Below are 21,395 nucleotides of genomic sequence, written 5' to 3' on the forward strand. Positions count from 1 at the left end.
GTGATCAAGATGGTGATGGCGTTGCGGGCGGGTGTGCTGCCGCGGACGTTGCATGTGGCGGAGCCCTCCCCGCATATCGACTGGTCGGCGGGTGACGTACGGCTGTTGACCGAGGAGCGTGCGTGGCCCGAGACGGGGCAGCCGCGGCGTGCGGCGGTGTCGTCGTTCGGATTCAGCGGGACCAACGCACACGTCGTCATCGAGCAGCCGCCCGTCCGACCCGACGCCGGAGCCGCCGACGGACCGCGGCCCGCCCCCGTCGTACCCCTGCCGCTCTCCGCGGCCTCCCCGGAGGGCCTGCGGGCTCAGGCGGAGACCTTGCGGTCGTACGTCGCCGCGCGGCCCGACCTGCGCCCGGCGGACGTCGCGTTCTCGTTGGCGACGACCCGCGGCGCCCTGGAGCACCGGGCCGTCGCCGTGGCCGCGGACCGGGCCGAACTCCTCGACCAGCTCGCCGCGTTGACGTTGACGGGTGCAGCTGTCCCCGGCCGCACCGCGTTCCTGTTCACGGGGCAGGGTGCGCAGCGCCTCGGGATGGGCCGGGAGCTCTACGACGTCTTCCCCGCGTTCCGGCATGCGCTCGATGAGGTGTGTGCGGAGTTGGACGCGGTGATGGCGCGTCCGGTGCGTGCGGTGATGTGGGGCGCGGAAGTGGAGGCGCTGGCTCGTACGGAGTTCACGCAACCGGCCCTGTTCGCCGTCGAGGTGGCGTTGTTCCGGCTCCTGGCGTCGTGGGGGATACGGCCGGACGTGGTCGCGGGGCATTCGATCGGTGAGATCGCGGCGGCGCACGTGACGGGTGTGTTGTCGTTGCGGGACGCGTGTGTGCTGGTGGCGGCGCGGGGGCGGTTGATGCAGCAACTCCCCGCGGGAGGTGCGATGGTGGCGGTGGAGGCCACCGAGGTGGAGGTGCGTGAGCTGCTGGAAGGTGTGGCGGACACCGTGGGTGTGGCGGCGGTCAACGGCCCGCAGTCCGTGGTGATCTCGGGTGCGGAGCAAGCCGTCGAGCAGGTGGCGGAGAAGCTGGCTGAGCAAGGCCGCCGGGTCAAGCGGCTCACGGTCAGCCACGCGTTCCACTCCCCGCTGATGGAGCCGATGCTGGCGGAGTTCCGTAGCGTCGTGGCGGGCCTGGAGTTCCGGGAGCCGTCCGTGCCGTTCGTGTCGACTGTCACCGGCACCGCCGACCCGGAGCAACTGCGGACCGCGGACTACTGGGTGCACCACGTCCGCACCACCGTCCGCTTCGCCGACGCCCTCACCGAACTCCACGCGCAGGGCGTGCGCCGGTTCGTGGAGGTCGGCCCGGACGGGGTGCTGACCGGCATGGCCGACCAGAGCCTGCCCGCCGACGTGGCCGCGGTCCCCGTACTGCGCCGGGACCAGCCCGACGCGCGGGCGCTGGTGGCGGCCGTGGGCCGGCTGCACATGGCCGGCGTACCGGTCGACTGGGCGGCGCTGCTGCCCGGCGCCCGCCGGATCGAGCTGCCCACGTACACCTTCCAGCACACGCGGTACTGGCTGGACCCGGAGGAACTGGCCGCCGAGCGGACCGCCCCGGACCTCGGTCCCCTGGCCGCCGATGTTCCGGCCGCCGATGCCTTGGCCGTGGGCCCCAGGGACTCCGCGTCCCGGAACACCGCATCCCAGGAGACCACATCCCGGCCCGCCGACCCCGATGCGCGCTTCTGGGCCGCCGTCGCCGACCGGGACCCGGGTTCGCTCGCCGCCCTGCTGGGGCTGGACGACGCGCGGGACCAGGCGGCCGTCGAGGGAGCGCTGCCGGTGCTCACCGCGTGGCTCGGCCGCCGGAAGGCCGCCGCTCCCGCCCCGCACTACCGCCTCGGCTGGACCGCGCTGCCCCCGCGCCCGGCGGCTACGTCCGCGCGCCTGCACGGGACCTGGCTGCTGGCGGTACCGGAGCAGGGGACCGCTGACCGCCTGGTGCCCCGGCTCTCCGCGGTGTTCGCCGCCGCGGGCGCGGACGTGCGGGTCGTCACGGCCGACCCCGCCGACCCCGCTGCCGCCGACCGCCTGGCCGCCCAACTGGCGTCCCTCACGGCCGACGGCACGGAACCGGCCGGGGTGCTCTCGCTGCTCGCGCTGACGGCCCCGGCCGTGCCGGACGACCCGACTGACCCGGCCGACCCGGACGGCGCCCGACGCGCGGCCACCGCCACCCTGGCCCTCCTGCGTGCCGTGTCCGACCTCGCGGGCCCCGATGCCGCGGTACCGGTGTGGTCGCTGACCTCCGGCGCGGTGTCGACCGGCGGCGCCGACCGGGTCACCGCGCCCGGCCAGGCCGTGCTGTGGGGCCTGGGCCGGGTGCTCGCGGACGACCCCGCCGCAGGGTGGGCGGGCGTCGTGGACGTCCCGGCGCGGTGCTCCGACCGCGTGCTGCGGCGGCTGGCGGACGTGCTGGCCCGGTCGGAGGAGACCGAACTCGCCGTGCGGGACGCGGGCGCCTTCGCCCGCCGCCTGCTGAAGGCGGGCTCCGGCGCGGCCACCGCTGCCGGTACGGCTGCGGCGCCGCGCGGCACGCTCCTGGTCAGCGGCGGCACCGGCGGCTGGCGCGACCGCGTGGCGCACCGGCTGGCCGCGGCCGGGGCCGCGCACGTCCTGGTGGCCGCGGCACCCGGCGAGCCCGTCGGCACCGCCGGGCCGGTCGCGGACCACGGCGCGGACCCCGGCGCGGACCCGGCCGCCGCGCGGATCAGCCACGCCGTCTGCGACGTCTCCGACGCTCCGGCCCTGGCCCGGCTGGTCGCGTCCCTGCCCGCCGAGCAGCCGTTGACCGCGGTGCTGCACGCGCCGCGCGCCGCCGCCGACGGCCCGCTCGACAAGGCCCTGGACGAGCTGCTGGGCACCGAACTGCCCGCCGTACCGGCCCTGTTCGCAGCGGACGCGTCCGGCGCCGAGGGCCGCGCGGACGAGGTCGCCCTCTTCCTCGCCGTCGGTGCGACCGATCTGCTCGGTGCCGACGACAGCGCTGCCGTCGCGGCCGTGGCCGGCTGGTGGGAGGCGGTGGCCCGGGACCGTACGGCCGCGCTCGCGCCCGTACGGCTGGTCGCCGCCGACCCGGACGCCCTCGACCTCGCGGTCCTGGACCGGGCGCTGGCGCGGCCGGACGGCCTGCTCGTCGCCACGGACCTGGACTGGGCGGACTACGCCGCCACCTGCGCCAGCGCTCGCAGCCGCCACCTGCTGACGGGCCTGCCCGAGGCGCGTGCGGCACTCGCTGCGGCGGCACCGGCCGAGGCGGGCGGCGCGGGCGGCGCCGGCGGACTGCTGGCCGGTGTGGACGGGCCCGAGTCGCTGCGGCGCAAGCTCGCCGGGCAGTCGGCGGAACAGCGGTCCGAGACGCTGCTGGAACTGGTGCGGGGCCAGGTCGCCGTGGTCCTCGGGCACGCCTCGGCCGAAGCGGTGCCCGCCGAGGGGGACTTCATGGACTTCGGGTTCGCCTCCCTCACCGCAGTCGAGTTCGGCCACCGCCTCACCGCCATCACCGGGCTGGAGTTGCCCACCACCCTCGTCTACGACTACCTGCACCCGGCGGAGTTGGCGGCGCACCTCGCGGCGGAACTCGCCGGTGAACCGGCCGCGGCCTGACAGCGTCCATGGCCTACGACGACCCGGGCCGCACCCCCGCCGCCCCCGCCGCAGGCGCGAACTGCCTGCACCCGACCAGGAAGCGAGACCCGATGACCTCCGCAGTGGACAGCGGCGTGTGGATGCGCCGCTACCGGCCCGCTCCCGACGCGCGCGTCCGGCTGTTGTGCCTGCCGCACGCCGGCGGCGCGGCCGGCTACTACACGCCCGTGGCCGCTGCCCTCACCCCCGCCGTCGACGTGCTGGCCGCCCAGTACCCGGGCCGCCAAGACCGCCGGCACGAGCAACCCGTCACGGACCTGCGGGAGTTGGCGGACCGGGTCGCCGAGGCGGTCACGGACGGGGACGACTGCCCCCTCGCGCTGTTCGGCCACAGCATGGGCGCGCTGGTCGGCTACGAGGTCGCGCTGCGGCTGGAGGCCGCCGGGCGCGGCCCGGTGCGCCTGTTCGTGTCGGGACGGCGGGCCCCGTCGGCGTTCCGGCCCAGCGAGGACCTGCACAAAGCCGCCGACGCCGAACTCCTGGAGAGCGTCCGGCGGTTGAGCGGCACCGACGACCGGGTCCTCGAGGACGAGGAGCTGGTGCGGCTGGTGCTGCCCGCGATCCGCGCGGACTACCAGGCCGCGGAGACGTACGAGCCGCGCCCCGGCGACCGGTTGGGCTGCCCGGTCACGGTGCTGACCGGCGACGCGGACACCATGACGACCGTGGCGGAGGCCCGGGCGTGGTCGCAGCACACCGACGGCCCCAGCGACCTGCACGTCTTCCCCGGCGGCCACTTCTACCTCAACGACCGGGTGCCGGAGGTGACCGACGTGCTCCGGCGCCACCTGGCGCGCTGACCCGGGCACACCACCGGGCCGGGCCCCTCCCGGCGGAGGGCGCCCGGCCCGGTCGTGCCGTGCGGCCCGCGGATCAGGGGGCGGCGGGCGCGGGGCGGTAGGAGGCGGTGTAGCGGTCCAGCATCCGCGCGAGGTAGGCGGGGCCGCCGGCCGGTGCCAGGGCGCCCACGTGCCGCCGCAGCCGGTCGACCGAGACGACGGCCCGCCCGCCCCGGCCCGCTGCGTCCACCACGTCCCAGCGGGCCTGCCGGTCCAACCGCGCCTCGACGCCGCGCACGATCTCCTCGACGGCGTAGGGGGTGCCCGCGGCCACGTTGAACACCTCGTTGCGTACCCCCGCGGCCAGCAGCGCGTCCAGGCAGGCGGTGACGTCGGCGACGTCGACCAGGTCGCGGTACGCGCCGGCGAAGACCCGCACGTGCCCGGCGGTGATCTGCTCGACCAGCCCGGGCAGCAGCTGGTGCGGGCGCTGGTGGGCGCCCACCACGTGGCTGAGCCGCAGCACCAGCCAGGAGGCGCCCGACCCGGCCAGCTCCTCCTCCAGGTGGAGTTTGTGCCGCCCGTACGGGATGCCCGGTGCGGCCGCGTCCTCGCCGGCCGGGGTGTCGCAGGTGCCGTACAGGGCGCTGGAGGCGGTGGAGAAGAACACCACGGTCCGGCCCTCGGCGCGGCAGCGGCGGGCGGTGGCCCGTACGAGGTCGGCCTCGCGCCGGAAGGCGTCGGGCGAGCCGACCGCGGTGCTCGACACCCCCGCGGCCAGTACGGTCACGGCGCCGTGGGAGGCCGGCAACGCGGACAGATAGCGGGCCAGGAACCCACCTCCGACGATCTCCACCGCGCTCACCGGCCCTTCTCGTTCGCTGCTGCCAGGGGGCGGGCCGCACCGGTGCAGTCCGCTGCCGGCGGCGCGGCCCCGGTCGCGTTCCGGGCCGGGTCCTCGGCGCCGGTGCGGGCGTTCTGGGCGCGCTGGGCGTTCTCGGCGCCGGCGGCCGCCGCCTCGCGGACGTCCGCGAGCAGCCGGGCCAGTTCGACCGCCCAGCGCGCGCCCTGCCGGGCGTTCTCGGCGCCTTCCGGGCGGCCGAGCGCCGCCGCGGCGAACGCCCGCACCGCCGCCGCGACCTGGTCCTCCGCGGGCAGCTCGATGAGCTGCTCGTCCTGGCCGGTGCGCAGCTGGAGGACCGGTACGTGGCCGGCGGGCGGGGTGAAGGCGCGCTCCAGGCGGATACGGCCGTGGCTGCCCCACAGTTCGTACGAGGACTCGTAGGCGTGCCGCATGCCGAACGACAGCAGCGCGGTGACCGGGGCGCCCGGCGCCGACGGCGGAGTGCGCAGCAGGACCGCGCCGGAGGTGTCGACCCCGGTGCGCGGGTCGGCGACGAGCGCGGCGCCCGTGACGCGCAGGTCCGTGCCGAGGAAGTGGCCGGCGGCGCGCAGCGGGTACACGCCCACGTCCGCGAGCGCCCCGCCGCCCAGGTCGGGCCGGTGCCGGATGTCGTCGGCGGGCAGTTCGGGAATGGTGAACGTGGCGCGCACATAGCGCAGTTCGCCGATCGCGCCGTCCGCCACCAGTGCGGCGGCCCGGGCGTGGGCGCCGTGGTGGACGAAGAGCACGTTCTCCACCAGCACCAGGCCGCGGGCCGCGGCGAGCGCGGTCAGCCGCGCGGCCTCGGCCGGGTCGCCGGTCAGCGGCTTCTCCACCAGGACGTGTTTGCCCGCCAGCAACGCCCGCTCCGCCCAGGGGGCGTGCAGGGTGCACGGCGTGGGGATGTACACCGCGTCCACGTCGTCCCGGGCCAGCAGCGCGTCGTAGCCGGTGACGGCCGCGCACCCGTACTGCGCGGCGAGTTCGTCCGCGCGGCCCGGGGCGCGGCCGGCGATGGCGGTGACCCGGGTGTCGGGCGCGGCGGCGAACGCCGGCAGCATCCGGCGGCGCGCGATGTCCGCCGCGCCGAGCACGCCGACCCGCAGCGGGGCCGCCGTCACCGGGTTCCCGCCGCGGAGCGCAGGCACGCCAGCAGGGTGCGCGCCTGCACGTTGACGGTGAGCCCGGCGCCCGTCAGCCGCTCCAACTGCCGTACGCTCAGCCAGGTGTACTCCGGCGGCAGGGGCTCGGCGGCCAGCGCGTCGTCGGCGTCGACCAGCAGGTAGTGGCTGACCGCGTTGCGGAAGCGGCCGCCCTCCTCGGAGTGCCGGGCACTGTAGCGGATTTGCTCGGGCCGGGCGGACAGCACCTGGTCGAGGTAGCGGGGCCGCTTGTCCACCGGGTGGTTCTCCGGCACGCACTGCACGGTCGGCGCCACCTCCACCACCGACAGCAGGCCGCCTTCCATCCGGGCGTGCGCCAGGACGTGCGGCAGCCCGTCGAAGTCGCGGACGAGGAAGGCGACGACACCCTCGCCGTGCGGCTGGATCAGCGGCTGCGTCCAGCTGGGCACCTCGCGGCTGGCGGCCTCCACGGCGACCGCGACGACGTCGAAGAACCGCCCGTCGCCGCGGCTGACCTCGCGCGCGGTGCGCTGCCAGCCGGGCAGGCCCGCGAGCGGGACCGGGGTGATCGTCCAGTCGTGGGTCGAGCGGTGCTCGGTGAGCCAGCTGAGCACCTCGGTGTCCGGGTGCAGCGCCAGCCGGCTGCCCGGCCCCTCGGCGACGGCGGGCAGGCTGGACAGCACCGTGCGCGAGTCCATGTTCACCACGTTGTCCAGCTGGAGGAACTGGTGCAGCTGGCCCAAAGTGAACCAGCAGAAGTCCGGGTGCGGCGGCACCTCGTCGCGGGTCTCGACGATCATGTTGCGGTTGTGCTTGCGGTAGAACCACGAGCCGTGCTCGGACTGGAGCACGTCGGCGAGCACCCGGCCGCGGCGCGGCCCGGCGAAGTACTCGACGTAGCGCACGGGCGAACCGCGGTGTGCGCGCGTGTAGTTGCTGCGGGTCGCCTGCACCGTGGGGGACAGTTGCAGCAGGTTCGGATTTCCCGGCTCCATCTTCGCCTGCATCAGGAAGTGCAGCACCCCGTCGAATTCCTTGGCCAGGATTCCGAGAATGCCGACCTCGGGCTGCCGGATGATCGGCTGGTGCCATTCCGGGAAGAGTCCGGCCGAGGTGGTGACCCGCAGCCCCTCCACGGTGAAGAACTTCCCCGACTGGTGCACCAGATTCCCGGTGCGGTTCAGGAAATACCAGCCCTTCAGGTCGGCGAAGTCGATGCGCTCCACCGCGAAGGAGTGTTCGCGCCCGCGGCCGGCCAGCCAAGCGGCGAAGTCCGCCGTGGCCAACTGGGCGCCCTGGTCGGTCAGTCGCGCCGAGCCGGCCAGAAGATCCGTGGTGCGCCGGTCCCAACGCGGCCCCGGCTGCTGCCGGCCGGCGTTCGCCACCCGGGCCGCCGCCGCGGACTTCATCGTCGCTGCAGGTATCGTCACTTTCGACAGCGTACGGATACCGGCCCCCCCTATCGTCCCCCTAGGCGCCCCTGACGGAAAGCGGACGACCGTGATTTCGGCGGCGCTGTCCCGGCCCTGCCGCCGGACAATCTTCTGCACCGGTGCGGGCCTTGCTAGTTTGCCGTACGGAATCGACTCGGCCCGGCCGGGTCCGGCTGCAACGGCAGGAAAGCGAATTGTCGAACGAAACGCAGAGCACGCAGGCAAGGCCGCCCGGCGCCGCGCCCGAGGCGGAGCCCGACGCCGTGGGCGTCCTCACCGCGGCGGCACGGCTGACGGTGCCCCGGGACCGGTGGGCGGCCCTCGAGGCGCGCCGCGGACGGCTCCTCGGCTGCGGTCAGGCGCTGGACGCGGTCGACCTGGGCCGGCAGCAACTGCCCCCGGCCTTCCGGCTGGAATGGGAGTGAGCGCGATGACCCGGACACCGACCGCCGACGGCACCGAACAAGCCGCCCCCGTCCATGAGTTGACCGCCGTGGAGACCGCGGCACGGATCGCCGACGGCCGGCTCGGCCCGGTCGAGCTGGTCGAGGCGCTGCTCGCCCGGATACGCACCGTCGATCCGGCGTTCGGCGCGTACACCGCCGTCCTGGCGGACACCGTCCGCGCCGAGGCCGAGCAGGCCGCCAAGCGCATCGCGCAGGACGGCCCGCGCGGGCCCCTGGACGGGGTGCCCGTCTCGGTGAAGGACCTCTTCGACGTCGCCGGCGCCCCGACCTGGGCCGGTTCGGCCGCACTGCGCGCCGCCGGCGGCACCCCCGCCGCCGCGGACGCCGCCGTCGTCGCGCGGCTGCGGGCGGCCGGCGCGCTGATCGTCGGCAAGACGCGGATGGACGAGTTCGCCTTCGGCACGGTCACCCCCGGCACCCGCAACCCGCGGTGCCCCGACCGCTCCGCCGGCGGCTCCAGCGGCGGCGCCGCCGCGGCCGTCGCGGCGGGCCTGGGACCCCTGGCCCTGGGTACGGACACCGGCGGCTCGGTACGCATCCCGGCCGCCATGTGCGGGGTCGTCGGCCTCAAGCCGACCTACGGGGTGCTGCCGGCCGACGGGGTCGCACCGCTGTCCTGGTCGCTGGACACCCCCGGCGTGCTGGCCCGCACCGTCGACGACGCGGCCCTCGCCTTCGCCGCGCTCACCGGCGCCGCCGCCCCCGCTGCCGCGCCGCCCGTCAGCGCCGCCGGGCTCACCCTCGCCGTGCCCGACGACGCGCTCTTCGCGCGCTGCGCCCCGGAAGTGGCCGAACGCGTCGCGGCCGCCGTGGAGTTGCTGGCCGCGGACGGCGCGCGGATCGAGCGGGTGAGCCTGCCGCTGGTCGACCTGGTCTCCCCGGCGGTCTCGCTGATCATGGCGGCGGAGGCGAGCGCCCACCACCGCCGTACGCTCCAGGACGGCGCCGAACTGCACCCCACCACGCGCGACCGGCTGGAGGAAGGCGCGCTGGTGCCCGCCCGCGACTACATCGACGCGCTGCGGTTCCGGCAACTGCTGCACCAGCGCTGGCGGGAGGCGTTCACCGGCGTCGACGCGTTCGTGCTGCCCACCGTGGCCATCACCCCCGTCCCGCACGGGGAGTTCTTCCTCCCGCAGCCCGACGGGGGAATGGACGTCGTCCCGGTCGCGAGCACCCGCTTCGCCCACCCCGCGAGCCTGGCCGGCCTGCCCGCACTGTCCGTGCCCTGCGGCGCGCCCGCCGACGGCCCGCCGGTGGGCCTCCAGTTCATGGGCCGCCCGCACGGCGAGCAGACGGTACTGCGGCTCGGGCGGCGGTACGAGGCGCTGAGCGGCGGGCCCTGGCCGACCGCCGACCCGGTCGCGGACTGAGCCCGCAGCCCGCAGCCCGCACACCGCGGCGGGGCGGACCGGTCCGAAGGGACCCGCCCGCCCCGCCGCGGTGCACGGCTCAGGCACTCTGGTCGGCGAACGCCGCCAGCGCCTCCACACTCCGGTGCTCGAAGACGTCCTGCAACCGCAGCGTCAACCCCTCCGCACGGGCGGCGGCGATCAGCCGGATCGCGCCCATACTGTCCGCGCCCCGCCGGAACAGGTCGTCCTCCGGGCCGATGCCGTCCAGGCCGAGCAGGTCCGCGCACAGTCGGCACAGCAGCTCCTCGGTCGGCGTCGCGGCCGCCCGCCCCCCGCCGGAAGCGCCGAACTCGGGCGCCGGCAGGGCCGTCCGGTCCAACTTGCCGTTGGGCGACAGCGGCAGCGCCGCCAGCACCACCACCGCCGACGGCACCATGTACGGCGCCAGCAACTCCCCGGCGTACGCCAGGAGTTCCGCCGGCACGCACCCCTCGCCCACCACGTAGGCGACCAGGTGCGGCGCGCCCGGGGTGTCCTCGCGCAGCAGCACCGCGCACTGCGCCACGCTGCCGTGCGTGCGCAGCACCTGCTCGACCTCGCCCAACTCCAGCCGCTGGCCGCGCAGTTTGACCTGGTCGTCCGCGCGCCCCACGAACTCCGGCACACCGTCCGCGGTAAGCCGCACCAGGTCGCCGGTGCGGTACATGCGCCCGCCGTCCGGCTGCCACGGGTCGGCCAGGAAGCGCTCGCCGGTCAGGTCCGGGCGGCCCAGGTAGCCGCGGGCCACGCCCGCCCCCGCGAGGTACAGCTCGCCGGCCTGCCCGGGCGGGCACGGCAGGCCCCGCCCGTCCAGCACGTACGCCCGGGTGTTGGCGACCGGCCGCCCGATCGTGGGCGCCTCGTACGCCGACAGCCGCGCCATGAACGCGTCGACGGTGCACTCGCTCGGCCCGTACAGATTGAGCGCCAGCAGGTGCGGCAGCGCCCGCAGCCGCGCCCACTGCGCGGCCCCCACGGCCTCGCCGCCCAGCGCCAGCACCCCGAGCCGGTGGCCGCCGGACGCCGCGAACAGGCCGCTGCCATCGAGCTGTTCGGCGAACGTCGGGGTGGTCTCGATGACGTCGACGCGCCGCTCGGCGACGTAGGACACCAGCAGTGCCGGGTCCCGCCGGGTGAGGTCGTCGACCAGGTGCAGTTCGTGGCCCGCGAACAGCCACAGCACCGGGTCCCACGCCGCGTCGAAGGACATCGCCGCGCTGTGCGCCACCCGCAGCCGCCCCCGCCCGACATGCTCGGTGGCGGGCCCGAAGAACACCTCGCGGTGCGAGGCCACCAGGTTCGTCAGGGAGCGGTGCTCGACGACCACGCCCTTGGGACGGCCGGTCGAGCCCGAGGTGAAGAGCACATAGGCCGCGTCGCCCGGCAGCAGCGGCCGGGTCCGGTCCGCGTCCCTGACCGGTGCGGCGGACAGCGCCGACGTCTCCGCCGCCGTCGCCGGGTCGTCCAGGCACAGCGCGGGCAGCGCGGGCACGTCCCCGGCGAGGCGCTCGGCCAGCGCGCTGGTGGTGAGCAGCAGGCGGGGACGCGCGTCAGCGAGCATGCCCGCGATGCGCCGCGCCGGGTAACCGCTGTCCACCGGCACATACGTCGCGCCCGCGGTGAGCACCGCGAGCAGCGCGACGACCGCGTCCGCGGTGCGCGGCAGCAGCACCGCGACCAGGTCCTCGGCGCCGACCCCCCGGGCCAGCAGCAGCCGGGCCAACTGCTGGACACGGGCGTGCAGTTCGGCGTAGCCGTACGTCGCGTCCGGGGCGACCAGCGCGGTCGCCCGCGGGTGCTCGGCGGCCGCCGCGCCGAACAGGTCCGGCAGCAGGGTGTCGGGCACCGGGCGGACCGGGCCGATGAGCACATGGCCGGCGGCTGCCGGCTGCGGCGGGGCCGACGGGGCTGCCGCCCCCGGCGCGCTTGGCGGGGTTGACGGGTGCGGCGGGCTTGGCCGGGTTGACGGGTGCGGCAGGCTTGGCGGGGTTGACGGGTGCGGCGGGGTTGAGGGGTGCGGGGCGGTCACCGCGGCTCCCTCGCGGTCGGCGGCGCTCACCGCAGCAGGTCGGAGACGGCGGCGGCCACCTCCGGGCTCGCCAGCAGGTCGACGTGCGCGACCTCGGGGAACGGGATCTCCTTCGCGACCAGCCGCCCCGCCTCGCTGCTGCCCGACGACGTCACCGCGGTCGCCTTCGACCAGCTGCCGACCAGCGCCTCGGGCTCCTCCGCCGCGATCTGGCTGGAGCCGCACAGGAACGACACGTACGTCGTGAAGCCGCCCATGAACTCCGCCGTGCGCTCGTCGTCCAGCCCCGAGCGGCGGCACGCGGGCTCGCCGTACTCCCGGAACAGCCGGCTCAGTTCGGTGCCCAGCGCGGTCAGGTCGTCGGCCCGCTCGCGCGCCTGCTCGCCGCGCTGCCGCGCCGCGTCCTTCTCCGCCGCCGTCAGCTCCGGCAGGAAGCGCTCCATGATCTGCTGGTACTGCCAGTACAGGAAGAACTCCTGCGGGATGTCCGGGTCGAAGAACACCGCGTCCGGCGTCCGTTCCTGCACGGCGCCGAGCCGGTGCGCGAGCACCGCCGCGTACGGGCTGGCGGCACAGAAGCCCAGCACCGCGCGGACCGGCCGCCCGCCCACCCCGGCCAGCCACCGGTCGATCCACTGCCCGCCGGTCAGTGTCGTGCCGGCGGCCAGCGGCGGCGGGAGCGTCTCCCACAGCGGGTACGGGATCGCCAGCCGCTCGGCGAGATCCGGGAAGCCGGCCTCCCGCCGCCCCGTGCCCGGAAAGTCGACGGCGAGCACGACCCCGTCCGCCTCCCGGCCCGCCTCCCCGGCCGACCGGACCGCCCAGGCTTCGCTCTCGCTCATGACGCCCTGCCTCCACCAAGAGTCCCCGCAACGCTCCCTCAACGGCGTTCGATCGCCGACCCTAGGTGCCTCACCTGCCCGAACAAACCCCAACGTCCCCCCTACTCGCCCCTGTCGCCGCGCGCGGTCGGCTCGGCGAGCGGGTGAGCGGGGGCGGGGGTGAGCTGGGGCGGGGCGGTGCGGTGCGGGCGCGCGGTTCACGGCTGGCGGGTCAGGGCTCACCGCTCAGGGCTCACGGCGCGGTGCTCACGGCTTGGCGCTTACGGCTCAGGCCTCAGGGCTCGGCGAAGTGCTCTGTTCCGCTGCCCGGGAGCGCGTGGCCGCCGAGATGGCGAGCAGTTCGAGCCGCTCCTCGGACGCGGTGCCGGGTTCGGCGGTGTAGATGACCAGGTCGTGCACGGCCCGGTCCGACAGGTGCAGGTCGAGGGACTGGAAGGCCAGTTCCAGGTGGCCGACCTCCGGGTGCCGGAGCTGTTTGACGCCGTCGTGGCGCATCAGGACGTCGTGCGCGGCCCACTGGCTGCGGAACTCGGGGCTGAGGGTGGACAGTTCACCGACGAGTTCGTGCAGCGCCCGGTCGCGGGGCTCGCGCCCGACCTCGGCCCGCAGCAGCGCGGCGGTGGCGACGCAGGCGGCGTCCCAGTCGACGAAGAAGTCGCCGGCGCCGGGGTCGAGGAAGGTGTAGCGCGCGATGTTCGGGCGACGGCGCCGGTCGACGGTGGCGCTGTCGAACATCGGAGCGAAAAGAGCCCGGGCGAGCGGGTTGGCGGCCGCGATGTCCGTACGGCCGTTGCGTACGAACGCCGAGGACATCGTCATGGAGTCCAGCAGCCACTGGACCCGGGGCGGGACCTCCACGTCCCTGCGGCGCGTCGGCGTGCGGCCGACCTGCCGCGACGAGCGGGCCAGGTCGAACAGGTAGGTGCGTTCGTCGTCGTCCAGGCGCAGCGCGCGGGCGACCGCGTCGAGGACTGCTTCGGACACGCCGCCGATGTGCCCCTTCTCCAGCCGCGTGTACCACTCCGTGCTCACGCCGGCGAGGACAGCGACCTCCTCGCGCCGCAGCCCGGCGACCCGGCGGCGGGCGCTGGTCGGCAGACCGGCCTGCTCCGGGGTGATCCTGGCGCGCCGGCTGGTGAGGAAGTCCCGGATCTCGCCGCGGCTTCCGGGCTCGTGGTCCATGCCCTTCAGGGTATCCGCTGGTCACGGCGGGAGGGGGGCTGAGCTTGTACCCCCCATAAACACGACCTTCACCCGCGGCGGCGAGCGGGGTCTCCTGGGATCGAAGGGTCCGGCACGGACCCGGGACAACGGAGGTAGGACATGACGAGCAACACCCTGAGTGTGCCCGCGGTGGCGCTGGGCACATGGGCCTGGGGAGACAGCGGCGAGGCCGGCGACGGCTACTTCGGCAGCCGGTTGAGCGAGTCCGGACTGCGGGAGGTCGTCGACAAGGCCCAGTCGAACGGGTTCACCTTGTGGGACACCGCCGTCGCGTACGGCATGGGCCGCTCGGAAAAGGCTCTCGGTCAGGCTCTGGCAGGCTATGATCGTAGCTCGTACGCGCTGTCGACGAAGTTCACCCCGCAGCTCGCGGGCGACGGGGACGACCCGGTCGCGGACCTGCTGGAGCAGAGCCTCGACCGTATGGGCACGGACTATGTGGACCTGTACTGGATTCACAACGCCGCCGACGTCGCACGGTGGACGCCGCCGCTGATCCCGCTGCTGGAGAGCGGCCGGATCAAGCATGTCGGCGTCTCGAACCACAACCTGGAGGAGATCGCCCTCGCCGACCGGATACTCGGCGAGGCGGGCTTCCGCGTGGAGGCGGTCCAGAACCACTTCAGCCTCCTGTACCGGGCGTCCGAGCGCGCGGGCATCCTCGACCACTGCCGCAAGCACGACGTGCCGTTCTTCTCCTACATGGTCCTGGAACAAGGCGCGCTGACCGGCCGCTACAACCCGGCCAACCCGCTGCCGGAGGGCAGCAACCGCGCGGACGTCTACAACGGCGTCCTGCACCGGCTCCAGGCGCTGACCGACCGGATGGGGGCGCTCGGCGCCGAGCGCGGCGCGTCCGCCGCCGACATCGCCACGGCCTGGGCCATCGCCAAGGGGACCACCCCGATCATCGGTGTCACGCAGGCCGCCTACATCGACGGGCTGGTCCGCGCCCGCGCTATCGAGCTCACCGACGCGGAGATCGCCGAACTGGAAGCACTGGCGGACACCGCGGACGTCGACACCCGCGGCTGGTGGGAGCAGGAGATGTAATAACCCGCACCCCTCGGCGGCGGCAGCGACGGCGAGGGCCACGTCCGCGGGCAAGCGCCGTCGCCTCCGGCGTGGCCCGTGCTGGTCGCGTCGGGGCGTCGGGCGAGACGTACGCCGTCGGCCGAATTCCCCGCGGAGAGGCTTCGGAAGTTCACCACTTCCGCGTCTTCGTCCATCTCGACGGCGAGCCCCACGGCCTGTGCACCGGGTTCATCCGCGGGCCCGATCTGACCTGGTCGCGGATCAACCACCCTTCGGAAGCGGTCGAGGCCAGCGGGAGGATCACCGCCGAGGTGCTCATCGCGGAAACACGTCGGGGGCAGGTCGACGTCCCGCCGGGTGTCTCGGCCTGTAGGCCCTTCTTTCCGCTTCGGTGGCTGTTCGGATTTCCTGCCCTTGGGCAAGAACGACTCCAGCCGCACCCACTGCGTCGGATCTCCACGTGCCACCCGGTGATCATCACAGACCGTGATCTACTTCTGGTCATCGAGTCGGTCACCAGAAAGCCAAGGTCATGACCAACCACTGCTGCGAAGCGATGAGCCGCCACGTGAACGTGGACTGTGATCAGCACGACGACCCCTTCGCATGCCCGGATGCACTGATCGAGTTCAGCGCCAGGTTCCAGGAGTACGGGCTCATCATCCACGACGGCGGCACGTCGAGCATCACCATCGACTTCTGTCCCTGGTGCGGACGACGCCTCCCCGAGTCACAGCGGGACCGATGGTTCGACGAACTGGAACGCCGCGGGATCGATCCGGGGGAGGACGAAGTACCCGCCGAATTCCAGGACGACCGCTGGCTTGCCGTCCTGCCTCGGGGCTGACGAGCCGACAGCCTGGCAAGGCACTTCCGATACACACCCTGGTTGTATTGACTCGCAGGGTTGTTGAGGCGACTGATCTCGTCGAGCGGGTCCTTCGGCTCGCCGGCGTCGGCCCCATTGGTGGGGCGGTGGGCGCGAGAAACGCCCATGGACCGTCAACCGTGCTTTGGGGTGGGACACCCGCCCCTCTGAGGGTGTGGGGATCTGAAGAGCAGACCGCGGCCGGGACGCTCTGGCGAACATCCCGGTCGCGGCGCGCGATCCTATTGATCATGTGGAAGGGGCGGCTCTGCCCGATCGTGGAGTGCGACTGCCGCTTCCTCCGGTGCTGAATCAGCCGGCTGCGCCGGGCGCTGACCGGCGTGCTGGTCAGGACTGCACGGTCGGCTTCAGGACGTTCTGGCACCACTGGCGGAAGTCGGTGGCAGTGGCGGAGGCCGGGTCGCGGGGTTCGGCGTCGTAGATGCCGTTGTTCTGCGCGCTGACCATGTCGGCCATGTCCTGGGCCAGCGAAGGGCTCGCGCCTCGCTGCACCATCCGGTCCTGGAAGTCCGCGAGCGGCACCTGCTGGTAGCTCACCGTGCGGCCCAGGGTTTCCGAGATGGTCTCGGCCATGGCGTCTGGCGTCAGACGGTCCGGGCTGACCAGGGGAACGCGGGCCTGACCGCTCCAGGTCTTGTCCAGGAGAAGAGCTGCCGCCGCGGCGGCCACGTCGCGAGTGGCGACGGTCAGCAACGGCCAGTCCGCGGTGTTCGCCATGGAGAACACGCCCTGCTGGGCGATCGGCTGGGCCTGGCGCAGGAGGTTCTCCATGAAGAACGGCAGCGCCAGCGCCCGGTCCTGCACGCCGGTGTCCTTGATCAGCTCGTCCATGTCGAGCGCGGCCGACAACAGGCCGGCCTCACCGTCGTACCCGTGGCCAAGAGAGGTGACGTGCACCATCCGCACGCCCCGGCGCGCGGCTTCCTGGGCGGCGGCACGGGTGAAGTCCAGGTAGTAGTTCCTGGCGGGGCCGGCGTCTTGGAAGCCGGCCGGGGGCACGAGCCAGAACAGGTGGTCCGCGCCCTGGAGCGCCTTCGCGATCGTGTCCGCGTCGGCGTGTGAGCCCTCCACCACCTCCACCCGCGCGCGCACGTGCTCCGGGAGGCGGGAGGAATCGCGGGCGATCACCCGGACCGGCTCGCCGCTGTCCAGGACGCGGTCCAGGACCTGTCGGCCGATGTCGCCGGTGGGCGTAGTAATGACGATCATGTGTGCCTCCATGCGTGGCGGTCGACGGCGACCCCCAGGGGCGTGCCGGGGGTCGCTCTCGAGTGAACCCGGAGCAAAGGCACAGGTGAAGGACCGTCTTGGTCGCTATTGATACCCTGGTGGTATGAGTGGCCTGGAGGTGCGGCAGCTCCGCTACTTCGTCGCGGTCGCGGAGGAGCTGCATTTCGGGCGCGCCGCCGACCGACTGGGTATGGCGCAGCCGCCGCTGTCCCGCACAATCCGGGATCTCGAACGACAACTCGGCGTGACGCTGTTCGAGCGGACCACCCGGCAGGTGAGACTCACCGGTGCCGGAGAGGTCCTGCTGCGCGATGCCAGAACCGCTCTGGAGGCGGTCACCGCCGCCGCCCACCGGGCCCGGCACGCCGGCAGTACCGCGCCGCGGCTGCGGATCGCGCTCAAGGCCGACATCGACGGCGGTCTGCTGCCGCAGATCCTGGACACCTACGGCACCGACCCCGCCGCCCTGCCACCCGAACTGGTCCTCGGCGGGTTCGGCGATCAACCCCAGGTACTGCGCGACGGCCTCGCCGATGTCGCGCTCGTGCTCCGCCCCATGGACGACCGCGGGCTGGACAGTGAGCCGCTGCTGACCGAGGCGGTCCTGGTCGCCATGGCCGCCACCGACCCGCTCGCCGCCCGTACCGAACTGTGCCTGGCCGACCTGGCCGGCCGGAACCTCCCCAGCGGCGCACCGGCCGACGCCGGGCGCACCACACCGCCTGCCCCTGGGGCGACGAGGTCGGCCTCGAATCTGTCGGAGATCTTCAGCCTCGTCGAGACGGGCAGCATAGTGTTCTTCGCACCCGCCTCGGTCGCCCGACGCAACCCGCGCCCCGGGGTCGCCTACCGGTCGGTCAGCGACCTGCCGGACTGCACACTGGCCGTCGCGTGGCCCCAGGACGCCCGCTCTCCGGCTGTCGCCGCCTTCGTCCGCGCCGCACGCTCGACAGCCGCCCACCACACACATGCGGAGAGCACCCCGAGTCCTTCACCCGACCCACGGATGTTCCCGTTGCGATCGAAATCGGCCTGGCGTGAATAGGCATTCATGGTGCGAGGCTGGCCGGCGGATGACGCCGTTGCCGAGGGCGGAGAGCCGGGTGGGCCCGCCGGGCCCGTAAGGGTCGGGCCCCGCGCCTTCGGGCAGGCCCGCATGGAGGGCGAGCGCGTCCGGCGGATGAAGGCCCCGCCGAGCGCGGCGGCCCTGTGGCGGCGCCGGCCACTGGGCTGCCGCGTCGACGCGGCGAGGGCCAGCCGAACCACAGCACGCGTTCAGGGGCCGCACAGTGGTCCGGCGCCCGCCGCGGCCGACGGTGTGCCGGGCCCCGCGGGCGGATCGGCGGGGCCCGGCTCCGGAGGGCTCAGTCGCGGCCGGTCGACGGGCCGACCGGGATGTCCCCGCGCAGGGTGATCCGGTGCATGACCCGGTGGGCGTCGCCGTAGTCGCGGTTGGCGTAGTGGGACGTGGCGCGGTTGTCCCACAGGGCGACGTCACCCTGCCGCCACCGGTGGCGGACGACGTGTTCGGGCTTGGTCAGGTGGGCGTAGAGGATGTCGAGGATTCCGCGGCTCTCCTCCGCGGAGACACCGGCGATGTGCGAGGTGAAGCCGGGGTTCACGAACAGCCCTTTGCGCCCGCTTTCCGGGTGCACGCGCACCACCGGGTGCTCGACCGGCACGAGGTCGGTGAACGTCTCCCCCTCCCACACGTTGCCGCGCCCCTTGCGGCGCTGCGCGAGGTAGTAGCCGAACTCGCGACTGCCGTCGTGCACCGCGGTGAGCGTGTCCACGTAGTCGCGCAGACCGGGGGAGAGGGAGTCGTAGGCGAGCTGGCTGTCCGCCCAGTTGGTGTCGCCGCCGTGCGGCGGCAGGACCAGCGCCCGCAGGATGGAGACCGCCGGCGGGCGCTGGACGAAGGTGACGTCGGTGTGCCAGACGTCGGCGAATCCGTTGTCCTGGCTGTCCAGGGCGTAGACCTCGGGCGCGACGTCGCCGGAGTCGTGGACGGGGTGCCCGGCGGTGACCTCGCCCAGCCGGCGGCCGAAGTCGATCTGCGCCGCGTCGTCGATGGTCTGGTCGTGCAGGAAGAGCACCTTGTGCTCGACGAGTGCCGCGCGGATCGCCCGCACCTGACCGTCGTCGAGCCGCCCGAGATCGATGTCGTGCACGATGGCGCCGAAGCGCGGGCCGAGCTTGGTGAGCCGCAGTCCTGGCCGCTCGTCGGATACCGCGCCGGTGGTGAGGAGTTGCTCGCTGCTGACGGTCATGAGTCCTTCCCTTCCTCGGGGCTTCGGGCTTCGGGCTTCGGGCGTGGGGCTTCGGGTGCGGGGCGTGCAACGTGGAGCGGGGCGTGCGACGTGGAACTCGGGTCTCCGGGCGGGGCCTTCGAGTGCGGGAACACCGGACTCCCTCACGCCGCGGCGGCTTTGACGGCATGGGAGACCTGGGCGCGCAACTCGCCGAAGTGCGCGGACTCCCGCAGCTCGTCCGCCCCGACCTCCCCCCGCGGCAGATCGATCGGCAGGTCGAGCGCCACGGTGCCCGGGCCCTTGGTGAGCACGACGATCCGGCTCCCGAGGAACACCGCCTCGTCGGCGGAGTGGGTGACGAAGACCGCCGTCCTGCCGGTCTGGTCGGTGACCTTGCGGATGTCCTCCTGGAGCCGTTCCCGGGTCAGCGCGTCCAGCGCGGCGAAGGGCTCGTCCAGCAGGAAGAGCGGGTGCTCGGCGGCCAGCGCCCGCGCGATGGCGACACGCTGCTGCTGGCCGCCGGAGATCTCCCACGTACGCCGCTGCTCGACGTCCTCCAGGCCGACGCGCTGGAGCAGTTCGGCCCGGCGCCGCGGCCACTGGTCGCGGCTGACACCGGCGTAGCGCAGCGCGAGGTCGATGTTGCCGCGCACGGTGCGCCAGGGGAACAGCCGGGGCTGCTGGAACACCATGCCCGCGGCCCGGCCGGGCCGCGGCGCGGCGCCGGAGACCTCGACTGTGCCGTGGGTCGGCTGCTCGAAGCCCGCGATGAGCCGCAGCAGCGTGCTCTTCCCGCAGCCGGACGCGCCGACCAGGACGAGGAACTCGCCCGCGGGAACGGTCAGATCGACCGGTCCGACGGCGGTGACCGCCTGGTCGCCGCGGCCGTACCGGTGGGTGACGTCGCGCAGCCGCACGGAGCCGGGGCGCGCCGTGCCGTCGTCCTGCGGGCGGTGGTCCGCGCCGGCCGGGCGCGTCGCGGGGCCGGTGGGTTCCGCCGTGCCGCCGGGCTTAGTTGAAGGCACCGGGCAGTCCCTTCAGGTAGAGCGCCTTGGCGACGGTGTCGCGGGTCGGCGCGGCGTCGATCTGCTTCTGGTCCGCCAGGAACCGCGCGGTGCTCGTGACGTAGTCCGCGAGCTTGCCGGGCGCGCCCTCGGTGCCGAGCCACTCGGCGGAGGCGACCTGGCCGGGGGTGAGGAACACCCCTTGTGCGAGCTGCGCCTTGGCGTCCGCGAGACTGATGTCCAGTTCGGCCGCGACGGACTTGGCGGAGCCTTCCGGGTCGGACTTGAGCAGCCGCAGGGCCTGCGCCTCGGTCCTGCGCCAGACGTCGATGGCGTGCGGGTCGCCGGCGATCAGTTCGTCCGTCACCACGGCGAGGTCGAGGGTCGGCTTGCCGCCGGCGGCGATCTGCGCGCTGCTGATCAGCTGGTTCCCGGTCTTGCGCAGGTCGTCGAGGGTGGGCAGCCAGACGTAGGCGGCGTCGATGTCGCCGCGCTGCCAGGCGGCGAGGATCGGCTGCGGCTGGAGGTCCACGAGCTTGACGTCCGAGGTGGTGAGCCCGGCCTGCGTCAGCGCCGCGAGCAGGCTGTAGTGCGAGGTGGAGGCGAAGGGCGTGGCGACCGTCCTGCCCTTCAGCCCGGCCACCGAGGTGATGCCGGTGCTCTTGCGCGCGATCAGGGCCTCGTTCTCGCCGGCGACGTCGAGTACGAAGGCGGCCTTGTACGGGATCGGCGAGGAGCCCGACACCCCGCGGGCGAACGGGCTGGAGCCGAGGGCCGCGATGTCGAGGGACTTGCCGAGGAACGCCTGGTTGACCGTGGCCCCCGAGTCGAACTTGATCCAGCTGATCCGGTAGTCCGGCAGCGCCTTCTCCAGCAGCTTCTGGTTCTTGATGACCAGGTCGCCGCTGGGGAAGGCGAAGTACCCCAGGCGCAGCCGTTTTGCGCCCGCGCCGCCGCTTCCGCTGCCGCCTCCGCAGGCGCTGACCGCCGCGGTGGTCGTTGCCGCCAGGGCGGCGGCCAGCACGGAGCGACGCGTGAGCCGGCCGCCGGCGGAGCGGGTGCCGGCACGGTTCGCTGAAGAAGTCATGGGAGCCGTTTCTGTGCGAAGGGACCGCGGGGGAACGGGGATCGGACGAAGGGGCGGGGACGGGTGCGGGTGGGT

General features: G+C 74.1%; 17 protein-coding genes. 7 read left to right on the forward strand and 10 right to left on the reverse strand.

Annotated features, from left to right (window positions below; translation table 11 throughout):
• Both WA788_RS34280 and WA788_RS34285 read left to right on the forward strand, forming a co-directional pair.
• On the forward strand, positions 1 to 3,606 hold a 3,606-nt coding region (locus tag WA788_RS34280), incomplete at its 5' end, for an acyltransferase domain-containing protein (RefSeq protein WP_335984246.1).
• 92 nt (positions 3,607 to 3,698) lie between these two features.
• Entirely contained in the window at positions 3,699 to 4,448 is a 750-nt protein-coding gene (locus WA788_RS34285; protein ID WP_335984247.1) for a thioesterase II family protein, read from the forward strand.
• A 73-nt stretch (positions 4,449 to 4,521) separates the two neighbouring features.
• On the opposite strand, the gene WA788_RS34290 is transcribed toward WA788_RS34285, so the two are convergent.
• Genes WA788_RS34290 through WA788_RS34300 form a run of 3 tightly spaced genes read right to left on the reverse strand, consistent with a single transcriptional unit; the run spans position 4,522 to position 7,843 of the window.
• Entirely contained in the window at positions 4,522 to 5,292 is a 771-nt protein-coding gene (locus tag WA788_RS34290) for an NAD-dependent epimerase/dehydratase family protein (RefSeq protein ID WP_335984248.1), read from the reverse strand.
• Positions 5,289 to 6,458 carry a Gfo/Idh/MocA family protein gene (locus WA788_RS34295; protein ID WP_335984250.1) on the reverse strand — a complete coding sequence of 390 codons (1,170 nt, stop codon included), beginning with the start codon at positions 6,456 to 6,458 and terminating at the stop codon, positions 5,289 to 5,291. Before WA788_RS34295 ends, WA788_RS34290 begins: the two co-directional genes overlap by 4 nt.
• Positions 6,428 to 7,843, reverse strand: a complete 1,416-nt coding sequence (locus WA788_RS34300) for an NDP-hexose 2,3-dehydratase family protein (RefSeq protein ID WP_443034139.1) — start codon at positions 7,841 to 7,843, stop codon at positions 6,428 to 6,430. The genes WA788_RS34295 and WA788_RS34300 overlap by 31 nt, the downstream gene beginning before the upstream one ends.
• A gap of 218 nt (positions 7,844 to 8,061) precedes the next feature.
• Here WA788_RS34300 and WA788_RS34305 point away from each other — a divergent pair, with 218 nt between their 5' ends.
• Positions 8,062 to 8,292 (forward strand): hypothetical protein, encoded by a 231-nt coding sequence (locus tag WA788_RS34305; RefSeq protein WP_335984253.1) that lies wholly within the window; start codon positions 8,062 to 8,064, stop codon positions 8,290 to 8,292.
• 5 nt (positions 8,293 to 8,297) lie between these two features.
• A complete protein-coding gene (locus tag WA788_RS34310; RefSeq protein ID WP_335984255.1) occupies positions 8,298 to 9,707 on the forward strand; it encodes an amidase in 1,410 nt (469 codons plus the stop codon).
• A gap of 79 nt (positions 9,708 to 9,786) precedes the next feature.
• Here the strand turns inward: WA788_RS34310 and WA788_RS34315 are convergent, their stop codons facing one another.
• From WA788_RS34315 to WA788_RS34325, 3 genes are all read right to left on the reverse strand, one after another.
• Positions 9,787 to 11,574, reverse strand: a complete 1,788-nt coding sequence (locus WA788_RS34315) for a non-ribosomal peptide synthetase (RefSeq protein ID WP_335984257.1) — start codon at positions 11,572 to 11,574, stop codon at positions 9,787 to 9,789.
• Between the two features lie 209 nt (positions 11,575 to 11,783).
• Complete coding sequence (locus WA788_RS34320) at positions 11,784 to 12,599, reverse strand: hypothetical protein (RefSeq protein ID WP_335984259.1); 816 nt, start codon at positions 12,597 to 12,599, stop codon at positions 11,784 to 11,786.
• 267 nt (positions 12,600 to 12,866) lie between these two features.
• Positions 12,867 to 13,781, reverse strand: a complete 915-nt coding sequence (locus tag WA788_RS34325; protein ID WP_335984260.1) for a helix-turn-helix transcriptional regulator — start codon at positions 13,779 to 13,781, stop codon at positions 12,867 to 12,869.
• Positions 13,782 to 13,922: 141 nt separating this feature from the next.
• On the opposite strand from WA788_RS34325, the gene WA788_RS34330 reads away from it, so the two are divergent.
• Together WA788_RS34330 and WA788_RS34335 are read left to right on the forward strand one after the other, a co-directional pair.
• Positions 13,923 to 14,876: an aldo/keto reductase gene (locus WA788_RS34330; protein ID WP_335984261.1), complete on the forward strand. Its 954-nt coding sequence runs from the start codon at positions 13,923 to 13,925 to the stop codon at positions 14,874 to 14,876.
• A gap of 514 nt (positions 14,877 to 15,390) precedes the next feature.
• Positions 15,391 to 15,705 (forward strand): DUF6980 family protein, encoded by a 315-nt coding sequence (locus WA788_RS34335; RefSeq protein ID WP_335984262.1) that lies wholly within the window; start codon positions 15,391 to 15,393, stop codon positions 15,703 to 15,705.
• A gap of 369 nt (positions 15,706 to 16,074) precedes the next feature.
• Here WA788_RS34335 and WA788_RS34340 read toward each other — a convergent pair whose 3' ends face one another.
• Positions 16,075 to 16,956, reverse strand: coding sequence for an NmrA family NAD(P)-binding protein (locus tag WA788_RS34340; protein ID WP_335984263.1), 882 nt, complete (start codon positions 16,954 to 16,956; stop codon positions 16,075 to 16,077).
• A gap of 124 nt (positions 16,957 to 17,080) precedes the next feature.
• Between WA788_RS34340 and WA788_RS34345 the strand changes: the two genes are divergently transcribed.
• Positions 17,081 to 18,022 (forward strand): LysR family transcriptional regulator, encoded by a 942-nt coding sequence (locus tag WA788_RS34345; protein ID WP_335984264.1) that lies wholly within the window; start codon positions 17,081 to 17,083, stop codon positions 18,020 to 18,022.
• A 319-nt stretch (positions 18,023 to 18,341) separates the two neighbouring features.
• Here WA788_RS34345 and WA788_RS34350 read toward each other — a convergent pair whose 3' ends face one another.
• The 3 genes from WA788_RS34350 to WA788_RS34360 form a co-directional block, all read right to left on the reverse strand.
• Positions 18,342 to 19,247, reverse strand: a complete 906-nt coding sequence (locus tag WA788_RS34350; RefSeq protein WP_335984265.1) for a TauD/TfdA dioxygenase family protein — start codon at positions 19,245 to 19,247, stop codon at positions 18,342 to 18,344.
• Positions 19,248 to 19,390: 143 nt separating this feature from the next.
• Positions 19,391 to 20,146 carry an ABC transporter ATP-binding protein gene (locus WA788_RS34355; protein ID WP_335984267.1) on the reverse strand — a complete coding sequence of 252 codons (756 nt, stop codon included), beginning with the start codon at positions 20,144 to 20,146 and terminating at the stop codon, positions 19,391 to 19,393.
• Between the two features lie 94 nt (positions 20,147 to 20,240).
• Positions 20,241 to 21,320, reverse strand: a complete 1,080-nt coding sequence (locus tag WA788_RS34360) for a taurine ABC transporter substrate-binding protein (protein WP_335984266.1) — start codon at positions 21,318 to 21,320, stop codon at positions 20,241 to 20,243.
• Between the last annotated feature and the right edge of the window lie 75 nt (positions 21,321 to 21,395).

It is taken from the genome of Streptomyces sp. CA2R106, assembly GCF_037034245.1.
In the GTDB taxonomy this organism is placed as follows: domain Bacteria; phylum Actinomycetota; class Actinomycetes; order Streptomycetales; family Streptomycetaceae; genus Actinacidiphila.